Source organism: Longimycelium tulufanense (genome assembly GCF_014645795.1).
GTDB lineage: Bacteria > Actinomycetota > Actinomycetes > Mycobacteriales > Pseudonocardiaceae > Longimycelium > Longimycelium tulufanense.
The window spans coordinates 1372-19906 of sequence record NZ_BMMK01000030.1 but is presented as its reverse complement, the minus strand read 5'-3'; the positions used below and the strand labels follow the sequence as shown (position 1 = coordinate 19906).

Annotated in this window: 21 protein-coding genes; 13 read left to right on the top strand and 8 right to left on the bottom strand. The window is 72.4% G+C overall.

Translation table 11 applies throughout. From position 1 onward, the window contains the following. Positions 1-5: 5 nt before the first annotated feature. The 6 genes from pxpB to IEY55_RS24255 all read left to right on the top strand — a co-directional run bounded on the left by pxpB (position 6) and on the right by IEY55_RS24255 (position 4545). Positions 6-626 (top strand): 5-oxoprolinase subunit PxpB, encoded by a 621-nt coding sequence (gene pxpB / locus IEY55_RS24280; protein WP_189060860.1) that lies wholly within the window; start codon positions 6-8, stop codon positions 624-626. After that, positions 626-1492 carry a 5-oxoprolinase subunit C family protein gene (locus IEY55_RS24275; protein WP_189060859.1) on the top strand — a complete coding sequence of 289 codons (867 nt, stop codon included), beginning with the start codon at positions 626-628 and terminating at the stop codon, positions 1490-1492. The genes pxpB and IEY55_RS24275 overlap by 1 nt, the downstream gene beginning before the upstream one ends. A gap of 278 nt (positions 1493-1770) precedes the next feature. Then, on the top strand, positions 1771-2223 hold the full coding sequence (locus tag IEY55_RS24270) for a hypothetical protein (protein WP_189060858.1): 453 nt from the start codon (positions 1771-1773) through the stop codon (positions 2221-2223). Between the two features lie 95 nt (positions 2224-2318). Next, positions 2319-2828, top strand: coding sequence for an RNA polymerase sigma factor (locus tag IEY55_RS24265; protein ID WP_189060857.1), 510 nt, complete (start codon positions 2319-2321; stop codon positions 2826-2828). After that, positions 2825-4129, top strand: coding sequence for a hypothetical protein (locus IEY55_RS24260; RefSeq protein WP_189060856.1), 1305 nt, complete (start codon positions 2825-2827; stop codon positions 4127-4129). Before IEY55_RS24265 ends, IEY55_RS24260 begins: the two co-directional genes overlap by 4 nt. Before the next feature lie 35 nt (positions 4130-4164). Continuing rightward, entirely contained in the window at positions 4165-4545 is a 381-nt protein-coding gene (locus IEY55_RS24255; RefSeq protein ID WP_189060855.1) for a cupin domain-containing protein, read from the top strand. A 32-nt stretch (positions 4546-4577) separates the two neighbouring features. On the opposite strand, the gene IEY55_RS24250 is transcribed toward IEY55_RS24255, so the two are convergent. Next, positions 4578-5435: an aminodeoxychorismate lyase gene (locus IEY55_RS24250; RefSeq protein ID WP_189060854.1), complete on the bottom strand. Its 858-nt coding sequence runs from the start codon at positions 5433-5435 to the stop codon at positions 4578-4580. A gap of 115 nt (positions 5436-5550) precedes the next feature. Here IEY55_RS24250 and IEY55_RS24245 point away from each other — a divergent pair, with 115 nt between their 5' ends. The 6 genes from IEY55_RS24245 to IEY55_RS24220 all read left to right on the top strand — a co-directional run bounded on the left by IEY55_RS24245 (position 5551) and on the right by IEY55_RS24220 (position 10140). Beyond that, entirely contained in the window at positions 5551-5949 is a 399-nt protein-coding gene (locus IEY55_RS24245) for a Fur family transcriptional regulator (protein ID WP_229686715.1), read from the top strand. After that, entirely contained in the window at positions 5946-7073 is a 1128-nt protein-coding gene (gene ygfZ, locus IEY55_RS24240; protein ID WP_189060852.1) for a CAF17-like 4Fe-4S cluster assembly/insertion protein YgfZ, read from the top strand. The genes IEY55_RS24245 and ygfZ overlap by 4 nt, the downstream gene beginning before the upstream one ends. Before the next feature lie 111 nt (positions 7074-7184). After that, positions 7185-8072 carry a beta-keto acid cleavage family enzyme gene (locus IEY55_RS24235; RefSeq protein ID WP_189060851.1) on the top strand — a complete coding sequence of 296 codons (888 nt, stop codon included), beginning with the start codon at positions 7185-7187 and terminating at the stop codon, positions 8070-8072. An 80-nt stretch (positions 8073-8152) separates the two neighbouring features. Next, positions 8153-8734, top strand: coding sequence for an RsiG family protein (locus IEY55_RS24230; RefSeq protein ID WP_189060909.1), 582 nt, complete (start codon positions 8153-8155; stop codon positions 8732-8734). 97 nt (positions 8735-8831) lie between these two features. Continuing rightward, positions 8832-9803 (top strand): asparaginase, encoded by a 972-nt coding sequence (locus tag IEY55_RS24225; protein WP_189060908.1) that lies wholly within the window; start codon positions 8832-8834, stop codon positions 9801-9803. Positions 9804-9936: 133 nt separating this feature from the next. Beyond that, positions 9937-10140: an antitoxin gene (locus IEY55_RS24220; RefSeq protein WP_189060850.1), complete on the top strand. Its 204-nt coding sequence runs from the start codon at positions 9937-9939 to the stop codon at positions 10138-10140. Between the two features lie 23 nt (positions 10141-10163). On the opposite strand, the gene IEY55_RS24215 is transcribed toward IEY55_RS24220, so the two are convergent. Beyond that, positions 10164-11057 carry a DUF8083 family protein gene (locus IEY55_RS24215; RefSeq protein WP_189060849.1) on the bottom strand — a complete coding sequence of 298 codons (894 nt, stop codon included), beginning with the start codon at positions 11055-11057 and terminating at the stop codon, positions 10164-10166. 185 nt (positions 11058-11242) lie between these two features. Here IEY55_RS24215 and IEY55_RS24210 point away from each other — a divergent pair, with 185 nt between their 5' ends. Next, positions 11243-11437, top strand: a complete 195-nt coding sequence (locus tag IEY55_RS24210) for a DUF3073 domain-containing protein (RefSeq protein ID WP_189060848.1) — start codon at positions 11243-11245, stop codon at positions 11435-11437. Positions 11438-11797: 360 nt separating this feature from the next. Here the strand turns inward: IEY55_RS24210 and iolD are convergent, their stop codons facing one another. The 6 genes from iolD to IEY55_RS24180 form a co-directional block, all read right to left on the bottom strand. Further along, a complete protein-coding gene (gene iolD, locus IEY55_RS24205; RefSeq protein ID WP_189060847.1) occupies positions 11798-13672 on the bottom strand; it encodes a 3D-(3,5/4)-trihydroxycyclohexane-1,2-dione acylhydrolase (decyclizing) in 1875 nt (624 codons plus the stop codon). 61 nt (positions 13673-13733) lie between these two features. Beyond that, on the bottom strand, positions 13734-14645 hold the full coding sequence (gene iolB, locus IEY55_RS24200; RefSeq protein WP_189060846.1) for a 5-deoxy-glucuronate isomerase: 912 nt from the start codon (positions 14643-14645) through the stop codon (positions 13734-13736). Beyond that, complete coding sequence (locus tag IEY55_RS24195; protein WP_229686714.1) at positions 14642-15592, bottom strand: Cgl0159 family (beta/alpha)8-fold protein; 951 nt, start codon at positions 15590-15592, stop codon at positions 14642-14644. The genes iolB and IEY55_RS24195 overlap by 4 nt, the downstream gene beginning before the upstream one ends. 44 nt (positions 15593-15636) lie before the next feature. Then, positions 15637-16611, bottom strand: coding sequence for a 5-dehydro-2-deoxygluconokinase (gene iolC, locus IEY55_RS24190; RefSeq protein WP_189060845.1), 975 nt, complete (start codon positions 16609-16611; stop codon positions 15637-15639). Further along, positions 16608-17462, bottom strand: a complete 855-nt coding sequence (locus IEY55_RS24185; RefSeq protein ID WP_229686708.1) for an ATP-binding cassette domain-containing protein — start codon at positions 17460-17462, stop codon at positions 16608-16610. The genes iolC and IEY55_RS24185 overlap by 4 nt, the downstream gene beginning before the upstream one ends. 4 nt (positions 17463-17466) lie before the next feature. Then, positions 17467-18507 (bottom strand): ABC transporter permease, encoded by a 1041-nt coding sequence (locus IEY55_RS24180; RefSeq protein WP_229686713.1) that lies wholly within the window; start codon positions 18505-18507, stop codon positions 17467-17469. Positions 18508-18535 lie beyond the last annotated feature (28 nt).

Below are 18535 nucleotides of genomic sequence, written 5' to 3'. Positions count from 1 at the left end.
GCCCCGTGGAGCTGCGACACTGCGGTCCGGACGCCGCCCTGGTGGAGTTGTCCTCGCTCGACGAGGTGGCGGCGGTGCGCGCCGGCCTGGCGGAGGCGGCGGAGCATGGCGAGCTGCCCGGCCTGCTGGAGCTGGTGCCGGCCGCGCGGACCGTGCTGGTCACCGTCCGGCCCGGCTCGAACGGACTGCACGCGCTGCGCGAGGTGTTGTCCCGGCTGGACCCGACGCGGGCGCCCGAACGCACCCCGCGCGAGGTGGTGCTGCCGGTCAGCTACGACGGCCCGGACCTGGACCTGGTTGCCGAGACCGCCGGCCTGGCCCGCGACGAGGTCGTCGCGCTGCACACCGCGGCGAGCTACTCCGTTGCTTTCTGCGGGTTCGCGCCGGGGTTCGCGTACCTGGTCGGCCTGCCGGAACCCCTGCGACAGCCGCGGCTGGCCAACCCACGGACCACGGTGCCGGCCGGTTCGGTCGGGGTGGCCGGGGAGTTCACCGCCGCGTACCCGCGCTCGTCACCGGGCGGTTGGCGGTTGATCGGCCGCACGGACGCCACGCTGTTCGATCCCCGGCGGGATCCGCCGGCCCTGCTCTCGCCCGGTGACCGAGTCCGGTTCGAGGTGGCGTGATGGCGCGTTCGGTGGTGGTGGAGCGAACCGGGCCGCAGGCGCTGGTGCAGGACCACGGCCGCTCGGGGTTCGCCCCGCTCGGGGTGCCGCCGTCGGGTGCGCTCGACCAGCCGTCGCTACGGCTGGCCAACCGGCTCGTGGGCAACCCGGAGGAGGCCGCCGGGCTGGAGGTGCTGCTCGGTGGGCTGCGGGCGCGCGCCGAGTGCTCGTGCACGGTTGCGGTGACCGGGCCGGGGGTGGCGGTGAGTGTCAACGGCGAGGCCGTGGGCTCGCACGTTCCGTTGCACCTGGCGGCGGGCGATGTGCTCGAGCTGGGCACGCCAGCGACGGGTCTACGCAGCTACGTGTCGGTGTCGGGTGGCATCGACGTGCCTGTCGAGCTGGGTAGCCGGTCAACGGACGTGTTGTCCGGGCTGGGGCCGGCACCGCTGCGGGACGGGGACGTGTTGCCGTTGGGATCGGCGACCGGTGTGCCGCGCGGGGCGGACGAGCTGCCCGTGCCGAGCTTCCCCGACCAGATCGAGATTCCGGTGTTACTCGGGCCGCGCGATGACTGGTTCGGCGCCGCCCTCGAACAGCTATGGGCCGGGCGGTGGACGGTGTCCGCACAGAGCAACCGCGTCGGCGTGCGGCTGGAGGGGTCGCGGTTGCACCGGCAGGAGCGTTTCGACGGTGTGGAGCTGCCCAGCGAAGGCATGGTGACCGGTGCGATCCAGGTGCCGCCGAACGGACTTCCGGTGATTTTCCTGGCCGACCATCCGACCACCGGCGGCTACCCGGTGATCGGCGTCGCCCTCCCGGAGGCGCTTCCCCTGCTCGGCCAAGCCCGCCCCGGCAGCACCGTTCACCTCCGCCCCGTCGGCTGAGGTCCTCCCCGTTCGTAGGCCGGCTCCGCCTTTTGGCTGACCCATGTCGTCCCGGCTGCCGGCCACTCGCCGTGCGGCGCGTCACATTTCCTGCCTGAAATCCCTGGTCGTCTGCCGGACAAGTTCCAGGTGTAAGGGCACTGCGGGGAAGTCCTCCGCCGCGCTGGGCGCACCGGGTGAACCGGACCCACACGACGGGCGTACCGCTTCCGTCCGCTACCCGACCGTGCCTACCCCGGACGCGCCGGGGTGAGGGGGATCAAGAAGGGGAGGCGTTGATGCGCCGCAAGACCTACGTCGCGGCCCTCGGGCTGCCGCTCGCCGCGCTACTCACCGGGGCCGGGTTCATGGTGCCGTCCGCGTTCGCCGCGACCGCGGGGTCCGGCACGGACACCGGGACGAGCCCCTCGGCCGGGGATGACGTCGTGGTGGTCGACTGCGCACACCAGCTGCAGGTGAAGCCGGACACCATCTCGCTGGCCTGCGGTGACGGCAACGACCAGCTGGTCGGCCTGGACTGGAGCGGGTGGAACGCCGACGAGGCGACCGCGACCGGCCGCGAGGTGATCAATACCTGCGACCCGTCCTGCGCGGACGGCAGCTGGCAGAGCTACCCGGTCACAGTCCGGCTGGTCGACAGCAAGCCGTTTGCCGACCGACCGGAGCGGTACTTCACCCGGGTGATTGTGGACGGCCCGAACGGCCACCACGAGCACAAGCTCGCTGAATAAGGGGAACCGCCGGGTGGGGTGCCCCGCGTCGGGGGCGGGACACCCCACCCGGCCCAGCGACCCGCAGGGGGCGGGCCGGGCACCGCAGGTCGGGGGTGAGGTTGTCGGACAGCGGAGACGAGACACCGCGCTTCGAGCGGCTCTTCACCGCCTGCCACCGATCCGTGCTGGCCTACGCGCTACGACGCACCACCGCCGACTCCGCGGAGGACGTCGTCGCCGAGACCTTCATGGTCGTCTGGCGCCGGCTGGACGACGTGCCCGGTGACGACCCACTGCCCTGGATCCTCGGTGTCGCCCGCCGGGTGCTGGCCAACCAGCTCCGTTCGATGCGCCGGAACCGCGCACTGGTCGAACGGGTGGCGACGCTGGCCCCACCGGAGGACGCCGCGCCGGAGCAGGTGGACCACGAACCGGTCCACCGGGCGCTGGGCACGCTGAGCGAACGGGACCGGGAGGTACTCATGCTGCACGTCTGGGAGGAGCTGGACGTGCCGGCACTGGCCCGGACGCTCGGCTGCTCCCGCACCACCGCCTCGGTCCGGCTGCACCGGGCGCGGCGGCGGTTGACCCGCGCGCTGGAGGAGGTGACGCGGGACCGATGACACCAGGCCGCCGCTGGATTCCCTGGCACCGTAACCGCTCCGCCGCCGACGAGGCCCTCCGTGCGCTCCAGGCGGCGAACCCGACGCGGGTCGCCGAGCTCACCGACGACCACCACGAGCGGAGTGCCCGTGCGCTGTACGAGCGGATCGTGCAGTCCCCGCGCGAAGGGACCACGGCACGACGGCGCCGGTTCCCGCGCCTGCGGTGGCCCCTCATGCTCGCGCTACCCGCCATGGCCGGCGTCATCGCCATCAGCCTGGTGGTTTTCGGGCTGCCCGGTCGCGAGCCGCCCCCGAGCGCGGCCGAGCTGCTGGAGCGGGCGGCAGCGGCCGTGGACACCGGCCGGATCCAATTCGAGGAAATTCCGTTCGAGCGGCAGGTTTTCCAGCGCAGCACCCAGACCCGGCGCTACGAGGACGCCGGCTACCGCTACACCGTCCGGCGCACGGTCGAGGTGACCATGTTCCCGGGCGGAACGGCCGAGACCAGGTCCACGGCGGATCCGCCGAAGTTCGACGACGCGGAGCAGCTGCGGCGTTGGGAGGCGGACGGCAGGCCGGCGCTGGCCGGCACCGGGTCGAGCCAGACACGCGGCCCGGTGGACTACCGGGTAGGACCGGCGCGCATCGGCTACGACGAGATGCTCCGCCTTCCCCAGGATCCCGGGAAGCTCGCGGGCACGCTGCGCACCTATGCGCCGGCGACCGACATGTTCGAGCTGGCGCGCGAGTTGATGGTGGCGCCCGGGTTGCCCACACCGTTGCGTGCGGCGCTCTACCGGGTGCTGGCGGCACTGCCCTCGGTCGAGGTGGGCGAGCAGTCTCCCGAGCGGGTCGTGGTGGCACACAGCGCCGCCGGCCAGCGGGAGGAGCTCACGTTCGATCCCAGCACCGGGTCGCTGTTGGAGACCAGGACGTCCCGTGCGGCACGCCCGGGACAGCCCGGCGACCAGGAGGTCGTGATCCAGGCCGCCGGGCTGATCAACTGTATCGCCCCGGAAACGCGCCCGAGCGAAATCGTCATCACCTGCGCGGACGCCAACTACCTGGTCTCCGAACTGCAGTGGCGGGACTGGGGTGGCGAGCAGGCACACGCCACCGGGACGGCGTGGGTCAACCCGTGCGACCCGAGCTGCGCCGAGTCCGAGCAGCAGCCGTTCCCCGCCCGCGTCGTGCTCAGTGAGCGGCGTTCCTGCGGGTACGGCCTGACCGTCTACACCCGGGTCGAGGTCATCTACACCGGGCCCGTACCTCCCGGGCTCGACCGCAACGACGTGCACGACTTCCCGTGCGCGCCATGAGTTTTCCACAACCGACAAACGAGGGAGTGCGGGCTGTGCGTGTCATCCGGAAGGAAGACGTCGAGGAGCCTTTCCTCGCCGCGAAGGGCGAAATCATCTACGAGATGGTGGGAAGACAACCGGCCGTGGCAGAAGCGGCGAAGCACGGTTTGGTCCATGTGGTTGTCCCGCCGGGTAAATACTCACCCGCCCACTACCACCACGAGACCGAGGAGACCTACTACATCCTCAGCGGGGAGGCACGGTTCATCCTCGACGCGGAGGAACGCAGGTTGGGACCGGGTGACACCGTTCTGATCCTCCCGCCCCAGGTACACCAGATCTTCAACGCATCCGACGTCACCGACCTGGAGTTCCTGACTGTGAGCGCGCCCCCGTTCAGCCTCGACGACTACCACCTGACCGACGGGTCCTAAGTGGACAGAATCAGCCCTTCCCCCGCGGGGCTTCAGGTGCGGTACTCGGACTCGTAAAGGTCGCTGAGCTCGGCGTGCAGGGCGCGCCTGGGCTCCAAATTCGGCAGCGGCGTGCCGTCGAGGGTGTGCACGAAGGTCACCTTGCGGACGCTGGACACGAGGAAAAGTCCGTCCGCGCCGCGGATGTCGTCCGGGCGTAGCCGTTCCACCTTGGTGGTCCAACCGGCCCGCTCGGCCGCCCGGAACAACGCTCCCTGCGTGGTTCCGGGCAGGATCCCGATCGACGGCGGTGGCGTGCGCAGGGTGCGGCCGTTGGCCACCACCACGGTCGAGGTCGGGCCCTCCAACACCGAGCCGTCGGAGGCCAGGAAGACGACTTCGTCCGCACCCTGCCTCTCGGCGTACCGGAGGGCCGCCATGTTCACCGCGTACGACAGGGTCTTGGCGCCGAGCAGCAGCCACGGGGAGCGCCCGGCGTGCTCGGGGGCGAACCCACGCTCCAGGGTGAGCGCGGAGACCCCCTCCACCCGTGCCCGCAGCGCCCCCGCGCCGATCGGCAGGCCCATCCCGTAGGCGGTGGGGGTGCCGTCACCGAACTCCGGACCGCGCGTGTAGACGAGCTTGAGCGCCATCTCGCGCCCGCCCCGCCAGGCGCTGATCACCGCCTTGACGCACCGCTCCCAGGCCGACGGGTCCGGGGCGGGCAGGTCCAACATGGCGGCCGAGCGGGCCAACCGGTCCAGGTGCGGCCCCAGCTCCCGCGGCTTGCCGTCGACCACGAGCACGGTCTCGAAGACGCCATCCCCGCGGGTCGCGGCGAGATCGTCCGCGCGGAGCAGCGGGGCCTCCGGGTCCAGCAGCGCTCCGTCCAGGCCAGCCAGCACGCGCATGGCGTCACAGTACGCCCACGCCCGGCCGGCCCAGGACACAACGCCACGTCCGCGCCGCCCAGCTTACGATCGGGGCGTGGACACCAGCCTGCGACGCACGCTGCACGAGCGGGGCATGCGGATGACCCCGCAGCGGCAGCTCGTGCTCGACGCGGTCCGCGAGCTCGGGCACGCCACCCCGGAACAGACCTGCCAGCACGTCCAGCGCACGGCCCCCACCGTCAACATCACCACCATCTACCGCACCCTCGACCTGCTCGAGCGGCTTGGTCTGGTGCGGCACACGCACCTGGGGCACGGCGCGCCGACGTACTCGGCGGAGGAGCACGAGCACGTGCACCTCGTGTGTCACCGCTGCGCGCGGGTCGACGAGGTGCCGACGGACACGCTGTCGGGGTTGGTGGAACAACTGCGCCGGGAACGCGGGTTCGCACTGGATGCAACCCACGTCGCGCTGCACGGCCTGTGTGCCGACTGCGTGGCCGAACCCGACGAGCCCGGAGCCGACCAGTGACTTCTCCCCTCCTCGCCCGACCCGGCGCGGTGGCCCCGCCCGAGGACTCCCCGGACGCCGGCGTGCCCTGGCACTTCGGTGACCCGCTCGCCGAGCAGCGGTCCGCCGCGCGCACGGCGGTGGTGGTCGACCGCTCGCACCGCACGGTGGTCGCGGTCCCGGGCGAGGACCGGCTGGGATGGCTGCACACGCTGCTCAGCCAGCACGTGACGGACCTGCCCGAGGGCGCGGGCACCGAGGCACTGGTGCTGGACGGCAACGGCCGGATCGACGCCCACATGGTGCTGGCGCACCTCGACGGCTGCGTGTGGCTGGACGCCGACGCGGGCGCCACGGCCACCGGAGCCCTGCCACCTGCCGCACCCGTCCCGCTCGCGCAGTACCTGGAGTCGATGCGGTTCTGGTCCAAGGTCGAGCCGCGGGACGCCAGCTCCGAGTACGCGGTGCTCTCCCTGCTCGGTCCGGAGGCGCCCGGGCTGCTCACCGCGGTGGACGCGCCGGTGCCGGCCGAGCCGTACGCGGTCGCGCCGCTGCCGGACGGCGGCTGGGTGCGCCGCATGCCGTGGCCCCGACCGGCCGGCTTCGACCTGCTCGTTCCCCGGGACGCGCTGGTCGACCGCTGGGAGCGGCTCACCGACGCGGGTGCGCGGCCCGCGGGCAGCTGGGCGTACGAGGCACTCCGTGTGGAGGCACTGCGGCCCCGGGCGGGCCTGGACACCGACAACCGCACCATCCCGCACGAGGTGGGTTGGATCGGCGTCGCGGTGCACCTGGAGAAGGGGTGCTACCGCGGCCAGGAGACGGTGGCCCGGGTACACAACCTGGGTCGGCCGCCACGCCGGATGGTGTTGCTGCACCTCGACGGCTCGCCCGAGGTCCAGCCGGTGACCGGCGACCCGGTGACGCTCGACGGCAAGCCGGTGGGCCGGGTGGGCTCGGTGGCCCTGCACCACGAGCTGGGGCCGATCGCGCTGGCGTTGCTCAAGCGGTCGGCACCGCTGGACGCGCAGCTCGTGGCCGGCGCCGAGGACCGCGCGGTGGCCGCCGCGGTGGATCCTGACTCCGTGCCCACTGAGACCGGGCAGCCGCCCGGCCGGCAGGCGCTGCGCCGCCTGCACGGGTGACCTCGTCGCCCGCCTCGAGAGCGGTACCTTCCCGCTCTACGTCGGGATTCCGGTCGTCTTGCCGACGCTGGGGGCATTGCGAGGCCGCCCGGCTGTGCCAGGATCGGCCGCATGGCAGCGGCACAGCGACGACAGCGACGCCCGGGCGCCCACGGCACCCTCATCACGGTGGCCCCCACCGGCGCCGAACACGCCAAGGCCGACGTGGAGAACCTCCCGGTAACGCTGGACGAGCTGGTGCGCACCGCCCGCGACTGCGAACTGGCCGGGGCCGCCATGATTCACGTGCACATCCGGGACGACAACGCCCGGCCCACGCTGGACCTCGGCCGGCTACGGGAGACGGTCGCGGCGCTGCGCTCGGAGACGAAACTGATCGTGCAGCTGTCCACCGGGGGCGCGGTGACCGACCCGGAGGCGGACCGGCTGCGCGTGCTGGACGCGTTGCCCGACTCCGCCTCCTGCACGATGGGCACCGTCAACTTCGGCGACGACGTGTTCCTGAACCGGTGGGAGTTCGTCGTCGAGCTGCACCGGCGGATGCAGGAGCGCGGGATCGTCCCGGAATACGAGATCTTCGATCTGGGCCACCTGGCGGCGTTGCGCCGCCTGCTGGACGAGCACGGACTGCCCGCTGGCGAACACGTCCACCTCGACCTGGTGATGGGTGTGCCCGGTGGGATGCCCGGTGACGCCGAGACCCTGGTCGCGGCGTTGCGCATGATCCCGGACGGCGCCACGTTCTCGGCCACGGGCGTCGGCCGCACCACGTTGCCGGTGCTGCTCGCCTCGCTGTCGGCGGGTGGGCACGTGCGGGTCGGGATGGAGGACACGCTGTCCTACGCGCGCGGCGAGCGGGTACGGGACAACGCCCAGCTCGTGGCCAGGGCCGCCGGGCTGGCCAAGATCGCGCAGCGGCCGCCGCTGGCCCCGGACGAGGTACGCACGATCCTGGGTGTCCGACAGCCCGCCGTACCGGCCGGCGGGAGCCCGCGGTGAGCCGGCCCGACGGGGACACGCGGACGACGGTGAGCGGTCAGGTGTTGGCTGGCAGCCGCGGTGTCCCGCAGGATGGACACGTGATCGAGGTCCGTCCGGGCGGGCGCCGGCGCATCGACCGGGTCCTCGCACCGGACTACACCCAGGGCGTCGAGCAACGTCCGCTGGCGGAGGTGCGCGCGCTGCGCGACGAGGCGGCGCAGGAGGAGACCGACCTGTCCTACCTGCGGCGGTTGCTGCACGCCCGGATCGACATCGTGCGTGCCGAGCAGCAGCGGCGCGTCGAGGGTGGCGCCACCTCGGTGGTCGAGCAGCTGGTCGGGATCCTGTCGGCGAACGCGGTGGGTCCGGCCACCGGCTCCGGCCGGTACCAGACGCTGGAGCCCTCACGGGCCGAGGCGCACCGCCGGCACGTGGAGGCGCTGGTCTCCGACGTCGACCTGTCGGACGTCACATCGCTCTCGGATGGCAAGCTGGCAGACGCTCTGCGCGCGTACACCGCGGAGGAGGAGTCGGTGTCGCAGCGTCGCCGCGAGGTCCAGGTCGTGGTCGACCGGCTCAACGCCGAGATCGCCCGGCGGTACCGGGAGGGCCAGGCATCGGTGGACGACCTGCTCGCCGCGGAGCGCACCCGCAGCGACGCCCCGGACGAGGGGAGCTGACCCGCGGGCCGGTGAACGAACGCCGGTCGCGCCGCGTGGTCGGCGCGGACCGGTGCGGGTGTTCGCGATCCGACAACGGGAGGACACCATCACCGCGATGCGCGATGCCGAGCTGGTCGAGATCGTCCGGTCGGGTTTCCGGGAGGGGGTGCACCGCGGGTCGGTGGCCGTCCTCGGCGCCGACGGCACGCTGGTGTACGCCCTCGGGGAGACGGGGGCGCCCCTCTTCCCCCGCTCGTCGAACAAGCCGCTGCAGGGGCTGGCCATGCTGCGGGCCGGCCTCGACCTGCCCGACGACGCCGACGTGGCGCTCGCCTGTGCCTCGCACAGCGGCGAGACGGAGCACGTGGAGCGGGCGCTGGCGATCCTGGGCAAGCACGGGCTGGGTGAGGACGCGCTGGGTTGCCCGGCGGAGCTGCCCTCGCACGAGGCGAGCCGGAACGCGCTGCTGGCCGGCGGTGGCGGTGCGCGCCGGGCGGCGATGAACTGCTCGGGCAAGCACGCCGCGATGCTGGCGACCTGCGTGCAGCTGCGCTGGCCGACCGAGGGTTACCTGGACCCCGCGCACCCGCTGCAGGTCGCGGTACGGGAGACGGTCGAGGAGCTGACCGGGGAGCGGGTGGCCGCGACCGCGGTGGACGGGTGCGGTGCCCCGCTGTTCGCCTTCTCGCTGGCCGGGCTGGCGCACGCGTTCCTGGCGCTGGTGAGCGCGGAGCCGGGGACGCCGGAGCGGCGGATCGCGGACGCCATGCGGGCCTACCCGTACCTGGTGGCGGGCGCCGGCCGGGAGGACACTCGGCTGATGTCGGCGGTGTCCGGGCTGCTGTGCAAGGCCGGCGCCGAGGGGGTGCACGCCGCCGCGGTGCCCGGGGTGGGCGCGGTTGCGCTGAAGGTCACCGACGGGGCGGCCCGGGCCCGGCTGCCGATCATGGTGGGTGCGCTGCGGGCGCTGGGCGTACCGGCCTCGCCGGAGCTCGACGCGCTGGCCGAGGACCCGGTCCTGGGCCGGGGCGAGCCGGTCGGCGTGGTCCGCCTGCTCCCGGACGTCTTCGGCCGCTCGTCCGGGTGACGCCCGGCCGAGCGGTTTGTTCGGGATCGGGCGCGGTCACGCCCAAGATGGTCGTGCGCGGCCGCGGCGGGGGTCCGTCGGGGTTCGTCCGCGGCGTGCGCACAACCCTCAGCGGACCGCAGGAGGTAGGCGGATGAGCATTCTCGACAAGCTCAAGGAACTGGTGACCGGGCGCGAGCAGCAAGTGAAGGAGGGCGTCGACAAGGCGGCGGACATCGCCGACGAGAAGACCGGCGGCAAGTACACCGACCAGATCGACACCGCCCGGGACAAGATCGGCGAACAGCTCGGTGGGAACGAACCGCCGGCCGAGGGTGAGCAGCAGAACCCGACCTGACCGAGCCGGCCGGCTCGTTCCGGCTAGTTGAAGCGCTCGCGTTCGGCGACTTCGCCCCAGAACTCGCGCAGCCGCTCGTACAGCTCGGCGACCTCGTCCACGTCGCCGGACTCCAGGGCGTCCACGGCCGCGTGCACGTCATGGGCGGAGGTGTCGGCAAGCAGGTCGGCGTCGTCGAGTAGCTGGACCAACCCGCCGTAGTCGAGTTCCACCGCCGAGTGCGGGTGGAAGTGCTCCAGCCACCGTCCGGTGTCCTTGAGGACCTTGGCCGGCCCCTCGTCGCCGAGCGCGTCGTGCACCGCCGTGTGCGCCCGAGCCGTCCGCCGACGGGCATCGGCCATGCTCACCCGCCAGCAGACCCGGCGGTGCGGGTCCTCCTGGGGCGCCAGCACGAGTTGCCGGGCGTCCGGATCGACCAGCGCGAACCACGGCAGCGGGACGGTCCAGGTGGAGGACACCACGTGCACGGCCCCGGCGGTCAGCTCGGCCATCACCGCGGACGCGCGGGAGCGCACCGAGTCCGGTGGCAGCGGCAGGACCTGCTCGCGCAACGGGGCGGGTGCGGTGGACAGGAACCCGATCAGCGCGGCCGCGGCCCGGGGTCGCACGTCCAGCGGGCAGACCAGGGGGCCGGGCCCGATCTCACCGTCGGTCTCGGCGGGTACGTCCTCGGGTTCGAGCACCATCACGTCGAACGGGGCGCTCGGGGCGGCCGTGCCGTCCGGCAGCTCCCCGGGCAGCAGCCGGGGCGGCGAGGCCAGCTGTGCTTTCAGCCACAGCTGTCGTTCCCGTTCTCCGGCGTCGGCGGGGTCCAGCTCCCCGGCGCCCAACGCCTCCTCCACCCGTTGCCGCAGCGCAGTGTCCAGCGACGGCAACGGTTCGTACACCCGCAGGTAGGCGACGAACGGACGCGGCACCGGGGCATACTCGCATGGCGCGGGGTGGGGCGGCAGCGGCGGTCCGCATCACGTCGGGAGCGGGCGGTCCCGCGTCGCGTCAAACCCCGTCGACACGGTACGGTAGTTACCAGGAGAAGTTGTCGAGACCGAACGGGGCCGCCGTTTCCCGCGGCCGCCCCGTCCCTGTGCGAGGGGGTCGAGCCATGGGGCGCGGCCGTGCCAAGGCCAAGCAGGCGAAGGTGGCCCGAGAGCTCAAGTACAACTCCCCCACCCCGGACTTCAGGGCCCTGCAGCAGGAGCTGACGGGCGGTAAGTCCTCCGGCGAGGAGTACGGCGACGACGACCGTTTCGACGACCCGTACGCGTACGACGACGGGTACGACGAGTACCGCCGCTGACGTCGGCGTCCCACCGGGCCGGCCGGTCGCGGTGGGGTGGCGGTGGTCGGCCCGCCTTCCTGGGTAGCCATACCGACCCACAGGGGTCGGCCTGGTGTGTCCGGCGGGCGGGCTTGTTGACGGTTGTCGGGGGTGTGGGCCAGGCCCGGGCAGACACGACGACGCGTCGGACGTGGTCGGATCCCGACCACGTCCGACGCGCGTCTGGGTCGCGCCGGCAGGGCCGGGAGCTCTCGCGAAACGCGGAGCAGAAGGCGGCCCGTCACCGCAGAGAAACGGTGACGGGCCCTTCCCTTTCCCTTGAAGACCGCTCCGGGCGCGGCCGGGGGCCCTGGACGGGTGTCGCGCCCGAAGCGGGGCCTAACCGCCGTAGCTGGTGTAACGGAGCTGGCGGGCCTTGCCCTGCTGGTAGCCGGGGTGGCCGGACAGGTGCTCGGGCACGCCCACCTCCCACCAGGCGCCGGCCTCGGTCCACGACGACGGGTGGGTGCGCACCACGACGACGGCGGGCCGCCGCTCGGCCACGGCGATCTCGCGCGCCTTGCGGTAGGCGTCGGCCACGCCGGCCAGGTCGTCCGCGGGCAGCACCGCGCAGCCGAGGGCGGCGGCGTGGTCGGCGAAGCTGACCCGGGGCCGTAGGGTGTCGGTCCGCTCGCTGCGGCAGTCGTCGTACATGTTGTTGAACGCCCGGCCGCCTTGCCCGGTCTGCAGCCGTGCGATCACGGCATAGCCGTCGTTGTCGCAGACCACGGCGACGAACCCGTGCCCGGCGAACGCGGCCGAGTACAGCTCGGAGTTGAGCATCAGGTACGAGCCGTCGCCCAGCAGTGTCGTGACGATCCCGTGCGGGTGGGTGTGGCGGCGGGCCATGGCCGCACCCCAGGCACCGGCGAGCTCGTAGCCCATGCAGGAGAACCCGTACTCGACGTCCATGGTGGCGGTGCCGTTGGCCCGCCAGCCGCCGATCAGCTCACCGGGCATCCCGCCGGAGGCGGTCATCACGTAGTCGTCGGGGCCGGACAGGTCGTTGACGACCCCGACGACCTGGGCGTAGGTGGGCAGGCCGTCTTTGGGGGTGGGTTCCCGCAGCGCGTTGACGTGCGCGTCCCACTTGGCGCGTTCCTCGGCGGCGCTGGCGGTCCACTCCGGCGGTGCGTGGTAGTCGCCCAGTGCCCCCGCCAGTTCGTGCAGGCATTCACCGGCGTCGCCGACCACGGCGAGCGCGTTGTGCTTGACCGCGTCGAACCGGGCGGCGTTGATCGTCACCAGCGTCTCCGGGTTGAACACGGTCCAGGAGGCGGTGGTGAAGTCCTGCAGCCGGGTACCCACGGCCAGCACCACGTCGGCCCGCTCGGCCAGGGTGTTGGCGGAGGCGGAGCCGGTGATGCCGATCGGGCCGGCATGCAGCGGGTGGTCGTGCGGCACGAGGGTGCGGCCGGCCGTGGTCTCGGTCATCGGGATGCCGTGCGCCTCGGCGACATCGATGGCCACCTGGGCCGCCCCGGAGTAGCGGACGCCACCGCCGAGCACCAGGAGGGGTCGCTCGGCGCGGCGGATGCGGTCCACGGCGGCGGCGACCGCACGGGCGTCCGGCCGGGGCCGGGGCACGCGGTGCACGACCCGGGTGAACAGCTCCAGCGGGTAGTCGAAGGCCTCGGCCTGGACGTCCTGGGGCAGCGCCAGGACCACCGGGCCGCAGTCGGCCGGGTCGGTGAGCACCCGGGCGACCTGGGGCAGGGTGGCCAGCAGCTGCTCGGGCCGGGTGATGCGGTCGAAGTAGCGGCTCACCGCGCGGAAGGCGTCGTTGACCGTGGCGGTCGCGTCGTCGAAGTGCTCGACCTGCTGCAGCACCGGGTCCGGGGCGCGGCCGACGAAGGTGTCGCCGGGCAGCAGGAGCACCGGCAGCCGGTTGGCGTGCGCGACGCCGGCGGCGGTGACCATGTTCATCGCGCCCGGGCCGATGGAGGAGGTGGCGACGCCGACCTGGCGGCGATGGGTGGCCTTGGCGTAGCCGACGGCGGCCAGCGCCATGCCCTGCTCGTTGTGGCCGCGCCAGGTGGGCAGGTCGTCCCGGTGCTCGTCGAGGGCGGTGCCCAGGCCGAGCACGTTGCCGTGTCCGAAGATCGCGAAGACGCCGGGGAACAGTGGTGCCTCGGTGCCGTCCAACAGCTCGGTCCGCTGGGCGACCAGCCAGCGCACCAGTGCCTGTGCCGCGGAGAGACGGACGGTCGTCACGGTTGGCTCCGTTTCGTTTCTCAAGGGGTGGACCGCGGGCCGGGCGTACCCGGCGGCGCGGTCACCGCACCCGGCCCTCGGCCGAGGTGACCGGGCACCGTGGGTCGGTGGGGGTGGTGGCCCAGGTGTCGCGGACCCAGCTGTGCGCGGGGTCGTCGCAGAAGGCCATCGAGCGCTCCTCACCCGGGCCGGCCAGAACGTTGAGGTAGTACATGGGGTACCCGGGGGCGGCCACGCACGGCCCGTGGTAGCCGCGCGGGATCAGGAACACGTCCCCGTCGCGCACCACCACGTCCTCGTTGATCGAGCCGTCGTCGGTGTAGGTGCGGTGCAGTCCGAAGCCCTCGCGGTCGGGAGTCACCCCGTCCCGGCCGGCGATCCGGAAGTAGTAGATCTCCTCGTTGACCACCGTGCACGGCTCGGTGTCGTCGTGCTTGTGCGGCGGGTAGGACGACCAGTTGCCGTCCGGGGTGATCAGCTCGCACGCGTTGAGCTTGTCGGCGTGGTCCCAGACGCCCGGGACTCCGAAGTTGGTCACCTGCCGGGTGGCGGTGCCGGCGCCGCGGACCTCGACCGGAACCTGCTCGGCCGGCCCGTACTTCGGGGCCAGCCGGCGGGTGCAGCGTGCCATCGGCAGGGCCACCTCGCAGCCCTGGGCGCTGGCGAGAACGACCTCGGCATCCCTTGGTACGTAGGCGAAGTCGGTGACACTGGTGAACACCGACTCGCGGCCGGCCAGCTCGAACCGCTCGCCGTCCACCTCGACGGTGCAGCCTCCGGTCAGGGGGAGCACGAACGCCTCGAACTCACCGGTGCGCAGGGTGCGGGACCCACCGGCCGGTAGCCGCAGCACGCGCAACCCGGTCCATGTCCAGCCCGCTTCCTCCGGGGTCAGCAGGATCGGGTCGTCGCCGTGGGACAGTGTGCCGAGCGGCCGGTGCAGCTTGCTGGTGCTGGGTGCTGCCTGCGTCACGCGAGGACCTCCTTGCTGTTGTTCGTCTTGCCGTCGGTGCCCGCGTCGTCCGCGGTGCCGCGGGCGGCGCGCAGGACACGGGCGGCGGACTCGACGGCGCCGGCCACGTCGCCGTCCGGCGGGTAGAGCAGCGCCCGGCCCACGACCAGGCCGCGGACCACCGGGTTGCGCAGGGCCGCGCCCCAGGACGCCAGGTCGGCGCCCGGGTCCGCCGAGGGGACACCGCCGAGCACCACGACCGGCAGTGTGGTCGCCGCCAGAACCGTGTCGGGTTCGGCGGGCGCGGGCAGCTTGAGCCAGGTGTGGGCGGAGGTGCGGCCCAGCCCGCTGGCGATGGTGATCGCGCGGGCCAGCGAGGCGGGATCCCGGCGCAGCACGAGCTTTCCGGCACCGTCCCGCTGATACGGCAGCGGCTCGACCATGGCCATCAGGCCGCGCTCGGCCAGCTCGTTCACGGCGTTCGCGCACCCGATGAGGGTTGGGATCGTGCCGGGGTCGTCGTCCACCAGGCGCAGCAACATCTTCGCGCCGTCGAGCCGGTTGTCCACAATAGACTGTGCGTCGTGTCCGGTGAACCGGTCGTCGACCTCCCAGCTCGCACCGGCCAGCCCGCCCCGGTTCATCGAACCGATGACGATCTTGTCGTGCAGGGCGCCCAGCAGGAGTAGTTCCTCCACGACATCCGGCGTCCCCAGCACCCCGTCCACCGCGGGATTGTCCAGCGCCACCAGCAGTCGCTCGAGCAGCGACCGCCGGTCGGCCATCGCCATCGGGTCGTCACCGACGCCCAGCGCGCCCCGCGCCGGATGGTCGGCGGCCACCAGGAAGAGCGTGCCCTGTTCGGACAGCAGGCTGTCCCGGCGGCGCCGGGACGCGTAGGCGCGGGAGACCGCCTCCGGTTCGGTAGCTCGGGTGGCCAGCAGGTCCGCCCAGTCGGCGTCGCTGATGCGGCCGCTGGTTGTGCCGTCGGCCACCCCACTGCTCACGGGATTCACGGTTGCAGGAACTCCTCGATCTCCTCCGGGGTGGGCATGGCGTCCGCACAGGCCAGTCGGCCCGCCACGATCGCCCCGGCCGCGTTGGCGTACCCGGCGACGCGCACCGGGTCCCAGCCGGCCAGCAGGCCGTGCGCGAGCGCACCGCCGAACGCGTCACCGGCGCCCAGCCCGCACACCACCTCGACCCGCCGCGGCGGCACGGTCCAGGACCCGTCCCGGCTCGCCACCAGCACGCCGTCTCCGCCCTTCTTCACGATTGCCAGCTCCACGCCGCGGTCGAGCAGCCGCTTGGCCGCCTCCTCCGGGTCCGCGGTTCCGACGGCAACCTCGACCTCGGTCCGGTTGCCGACTGCGACCGTGACGTGGTCCAGCATCGCGCCGATCTCCCGGCGTGCGGTCGCCACGTCCGGCCAGAACATCGGCCGGTAGTCGAGGTCGAGCACGGTGTGCGCACGCCGGCCGCGGCGGCGCAGGATCTCGTGCTGGGTGGAGCGGGCCGGCTCGGCCGAGACCCCGGTGCCGGTCACCCACAGCAGCGGGACCTCTTCCACCAGCTCCCACGGCACGTCCGCCGGCTGCAGCGTCATGTCCGGTGCGGTGGGCAACCGGTAGAAGAGCAGCGGCGGATCGGTTGGCGGGTCCAACGCGCAGAACACGACCGGTGTCAGCAGATCGGGCGCGGTACCGACGTGACCGGGGTCGACCCCGAAGTCCTGCAACGCCTCCCGCACGTAGTCGCCGAACCCGTCCGGGCCGACCTTGGTCAGCACGGCACTGCGGCGGCCCAGACGCCCAGCGGCCACCGCCACGTTGGTGGCGGTGCCCCCGAGCGACTTCGCGAAGGTGCGTACCCCGGCCAGGGGTACGCCGCTCTGCTCCGGGTAGAGGTCCACGCCGACCCGGCCGACGGTCAGCAACTCCGTGCCGACCGATCCGCCCGGTCTCGCCTGCGCCTCGTGGGCAGTCACGAGATAGCACGCTCCTTGCTCAGACGGCTGTTGTTCACCTTCTTCTCCAGGGCCCCCGCCGGCTCCGGCACCACCCGCTCCTGCCGCAGCTCGTGCTCGAGGGCCTCCAGCTCCGCGCCACCGGCCATCTGCCTGGTCAGTTCGGCCAACGTGATGTCGGCCTTCTCCTGGCAGCCGAGGCTGCGTCCCCGCTTGAGCAGCAGGAACCGATCGCCCACCGGGTAGGCGTGGTGCGGGTTGTGCGTGATCAGCACGACGCCCAGGCCGCGGTCGCGGGCCTGCGCCACGTACTTGAGCACGACACCGGCCTGCTTCACGCCCAACGCGGCCGTCGGCTCGTCCAGGATCAACACCTTCGCACCGAAGTGGACGGCACGCGCGATCGCCACACACTGCCGCTCACCGCCGGAGAGCGTGCCCACCGGCTGCTCGACGTCTCGCAGGTCGATCCCCATGTCGGCCAGGGCCGACCGGGTCGTCTCGCACGCCTTCTTCCGGTCGATCATGGAGAACGGGCCCCAGCCGACACGTGGCTCGGAACCGAGGAAGAAGTTGCGCCACACGCTCATCAGTGGCACCACCGCGAGGTCCTGGAACACGGTGGCGATACCGCGGTCCAGCGCCTCACGGGGCGAGGACAGGCGCACCGGCTCGCCCTCGACGAGGTACTCGCCCTCATCGTGACAGTGTGCGCCGGCGAGGATCTTGATCAACGTGGACTTGCCGGCGCCGTTGTCACCGAGCACGCAGGTGACCTCGCCGGCGTTGACCACGGTGGAGACCTCGCGGAGTGCAATCACGCCGCCGAAGCGCTTGCCGACGTTGCGTACTTCCAGCAGGGGGGTACTCACCCGCTCACCTCCGTACCCTTTCCGCCTTGCGGCGGAAGGCGTTGTTGACCAGCACGGCCGCCAGCAGCATCACGCCAAGGAACAACATGAACCAGTCGGTGTCCCAGCGGGCGAAAACGATGCCCTGCCGCGTCATGCCGAAGATCAGAGCGCCGATCGCGGCGCCGATCGCCGATCCGAAACCACCGGTCAGCAGGCAACCGCCGACCACCGCGGCCACGATGAACTGCAGCTCCAGGCCGATTCCCTGGTTGGCCTGCACCGTGGTGAACCGCAGGATGTTGATCGAGCCGACCACCCAGGCCGCGAACGCGGTCGTCATGAACAGCAGGATCTTCGTGCGCATCACCGGAACGCCGACCTGGCGGGCGCTGGTCACCGAACCGCCCACGGCGAAGATCCAGTTACCGAACCGGGTACGCAGCAGCACCCACGTGGCCACCCCTGCCACGAGCAGCCACCACAGCACCGACACCTGCAACGTCATGCTGCCGATCTGCACGGTGGAGGCGAACAGGAACCCGGCGGACTCGTAGCCATCCACCGAGGAGATCCCGGAGACCTGCACGCTTCCGGTGAACAGCCGGGTCACACCGAGATTCAGGCCTTGTAGGGCCAGGAACATGCCCAGTGTGACGATGAAGCTGGGTAGTCCGGTGCGCATCACGACGAAACCGTTGAACGCGCCCACCGCGAGCGCGAACAGCAACGAGCCGCCCAGCGCCAGCCAGACGTTGAGCCCCAGCTGGGTGGCCAGGATGGCGGTGACGAGCGCGGTCGACGCGGTCATCACACCGGCCGAGAGGTCGAACTCCCCGCCGATCATCAGCATCGCGACACCCACGGCCATGATGCCCAGCGTCGAGGCGTCGTCCAGCCACGTCGCCGCGCCGGCCGGGCTGAGGAACTGGTCGGTGAAGACCGAGAAGAACGTGAACACCACCAGCGCGCCGAGCACGGCGCCGAGCTCGGGCCGGACCAGGAGCCGGTCCAGCACGCCGACCCGGGCCAGGCGTTCGTCCACTGTAGGTGTGGCTACGGCCACGGTTGTCCTCCTTGTCAGGGGTGGGGTC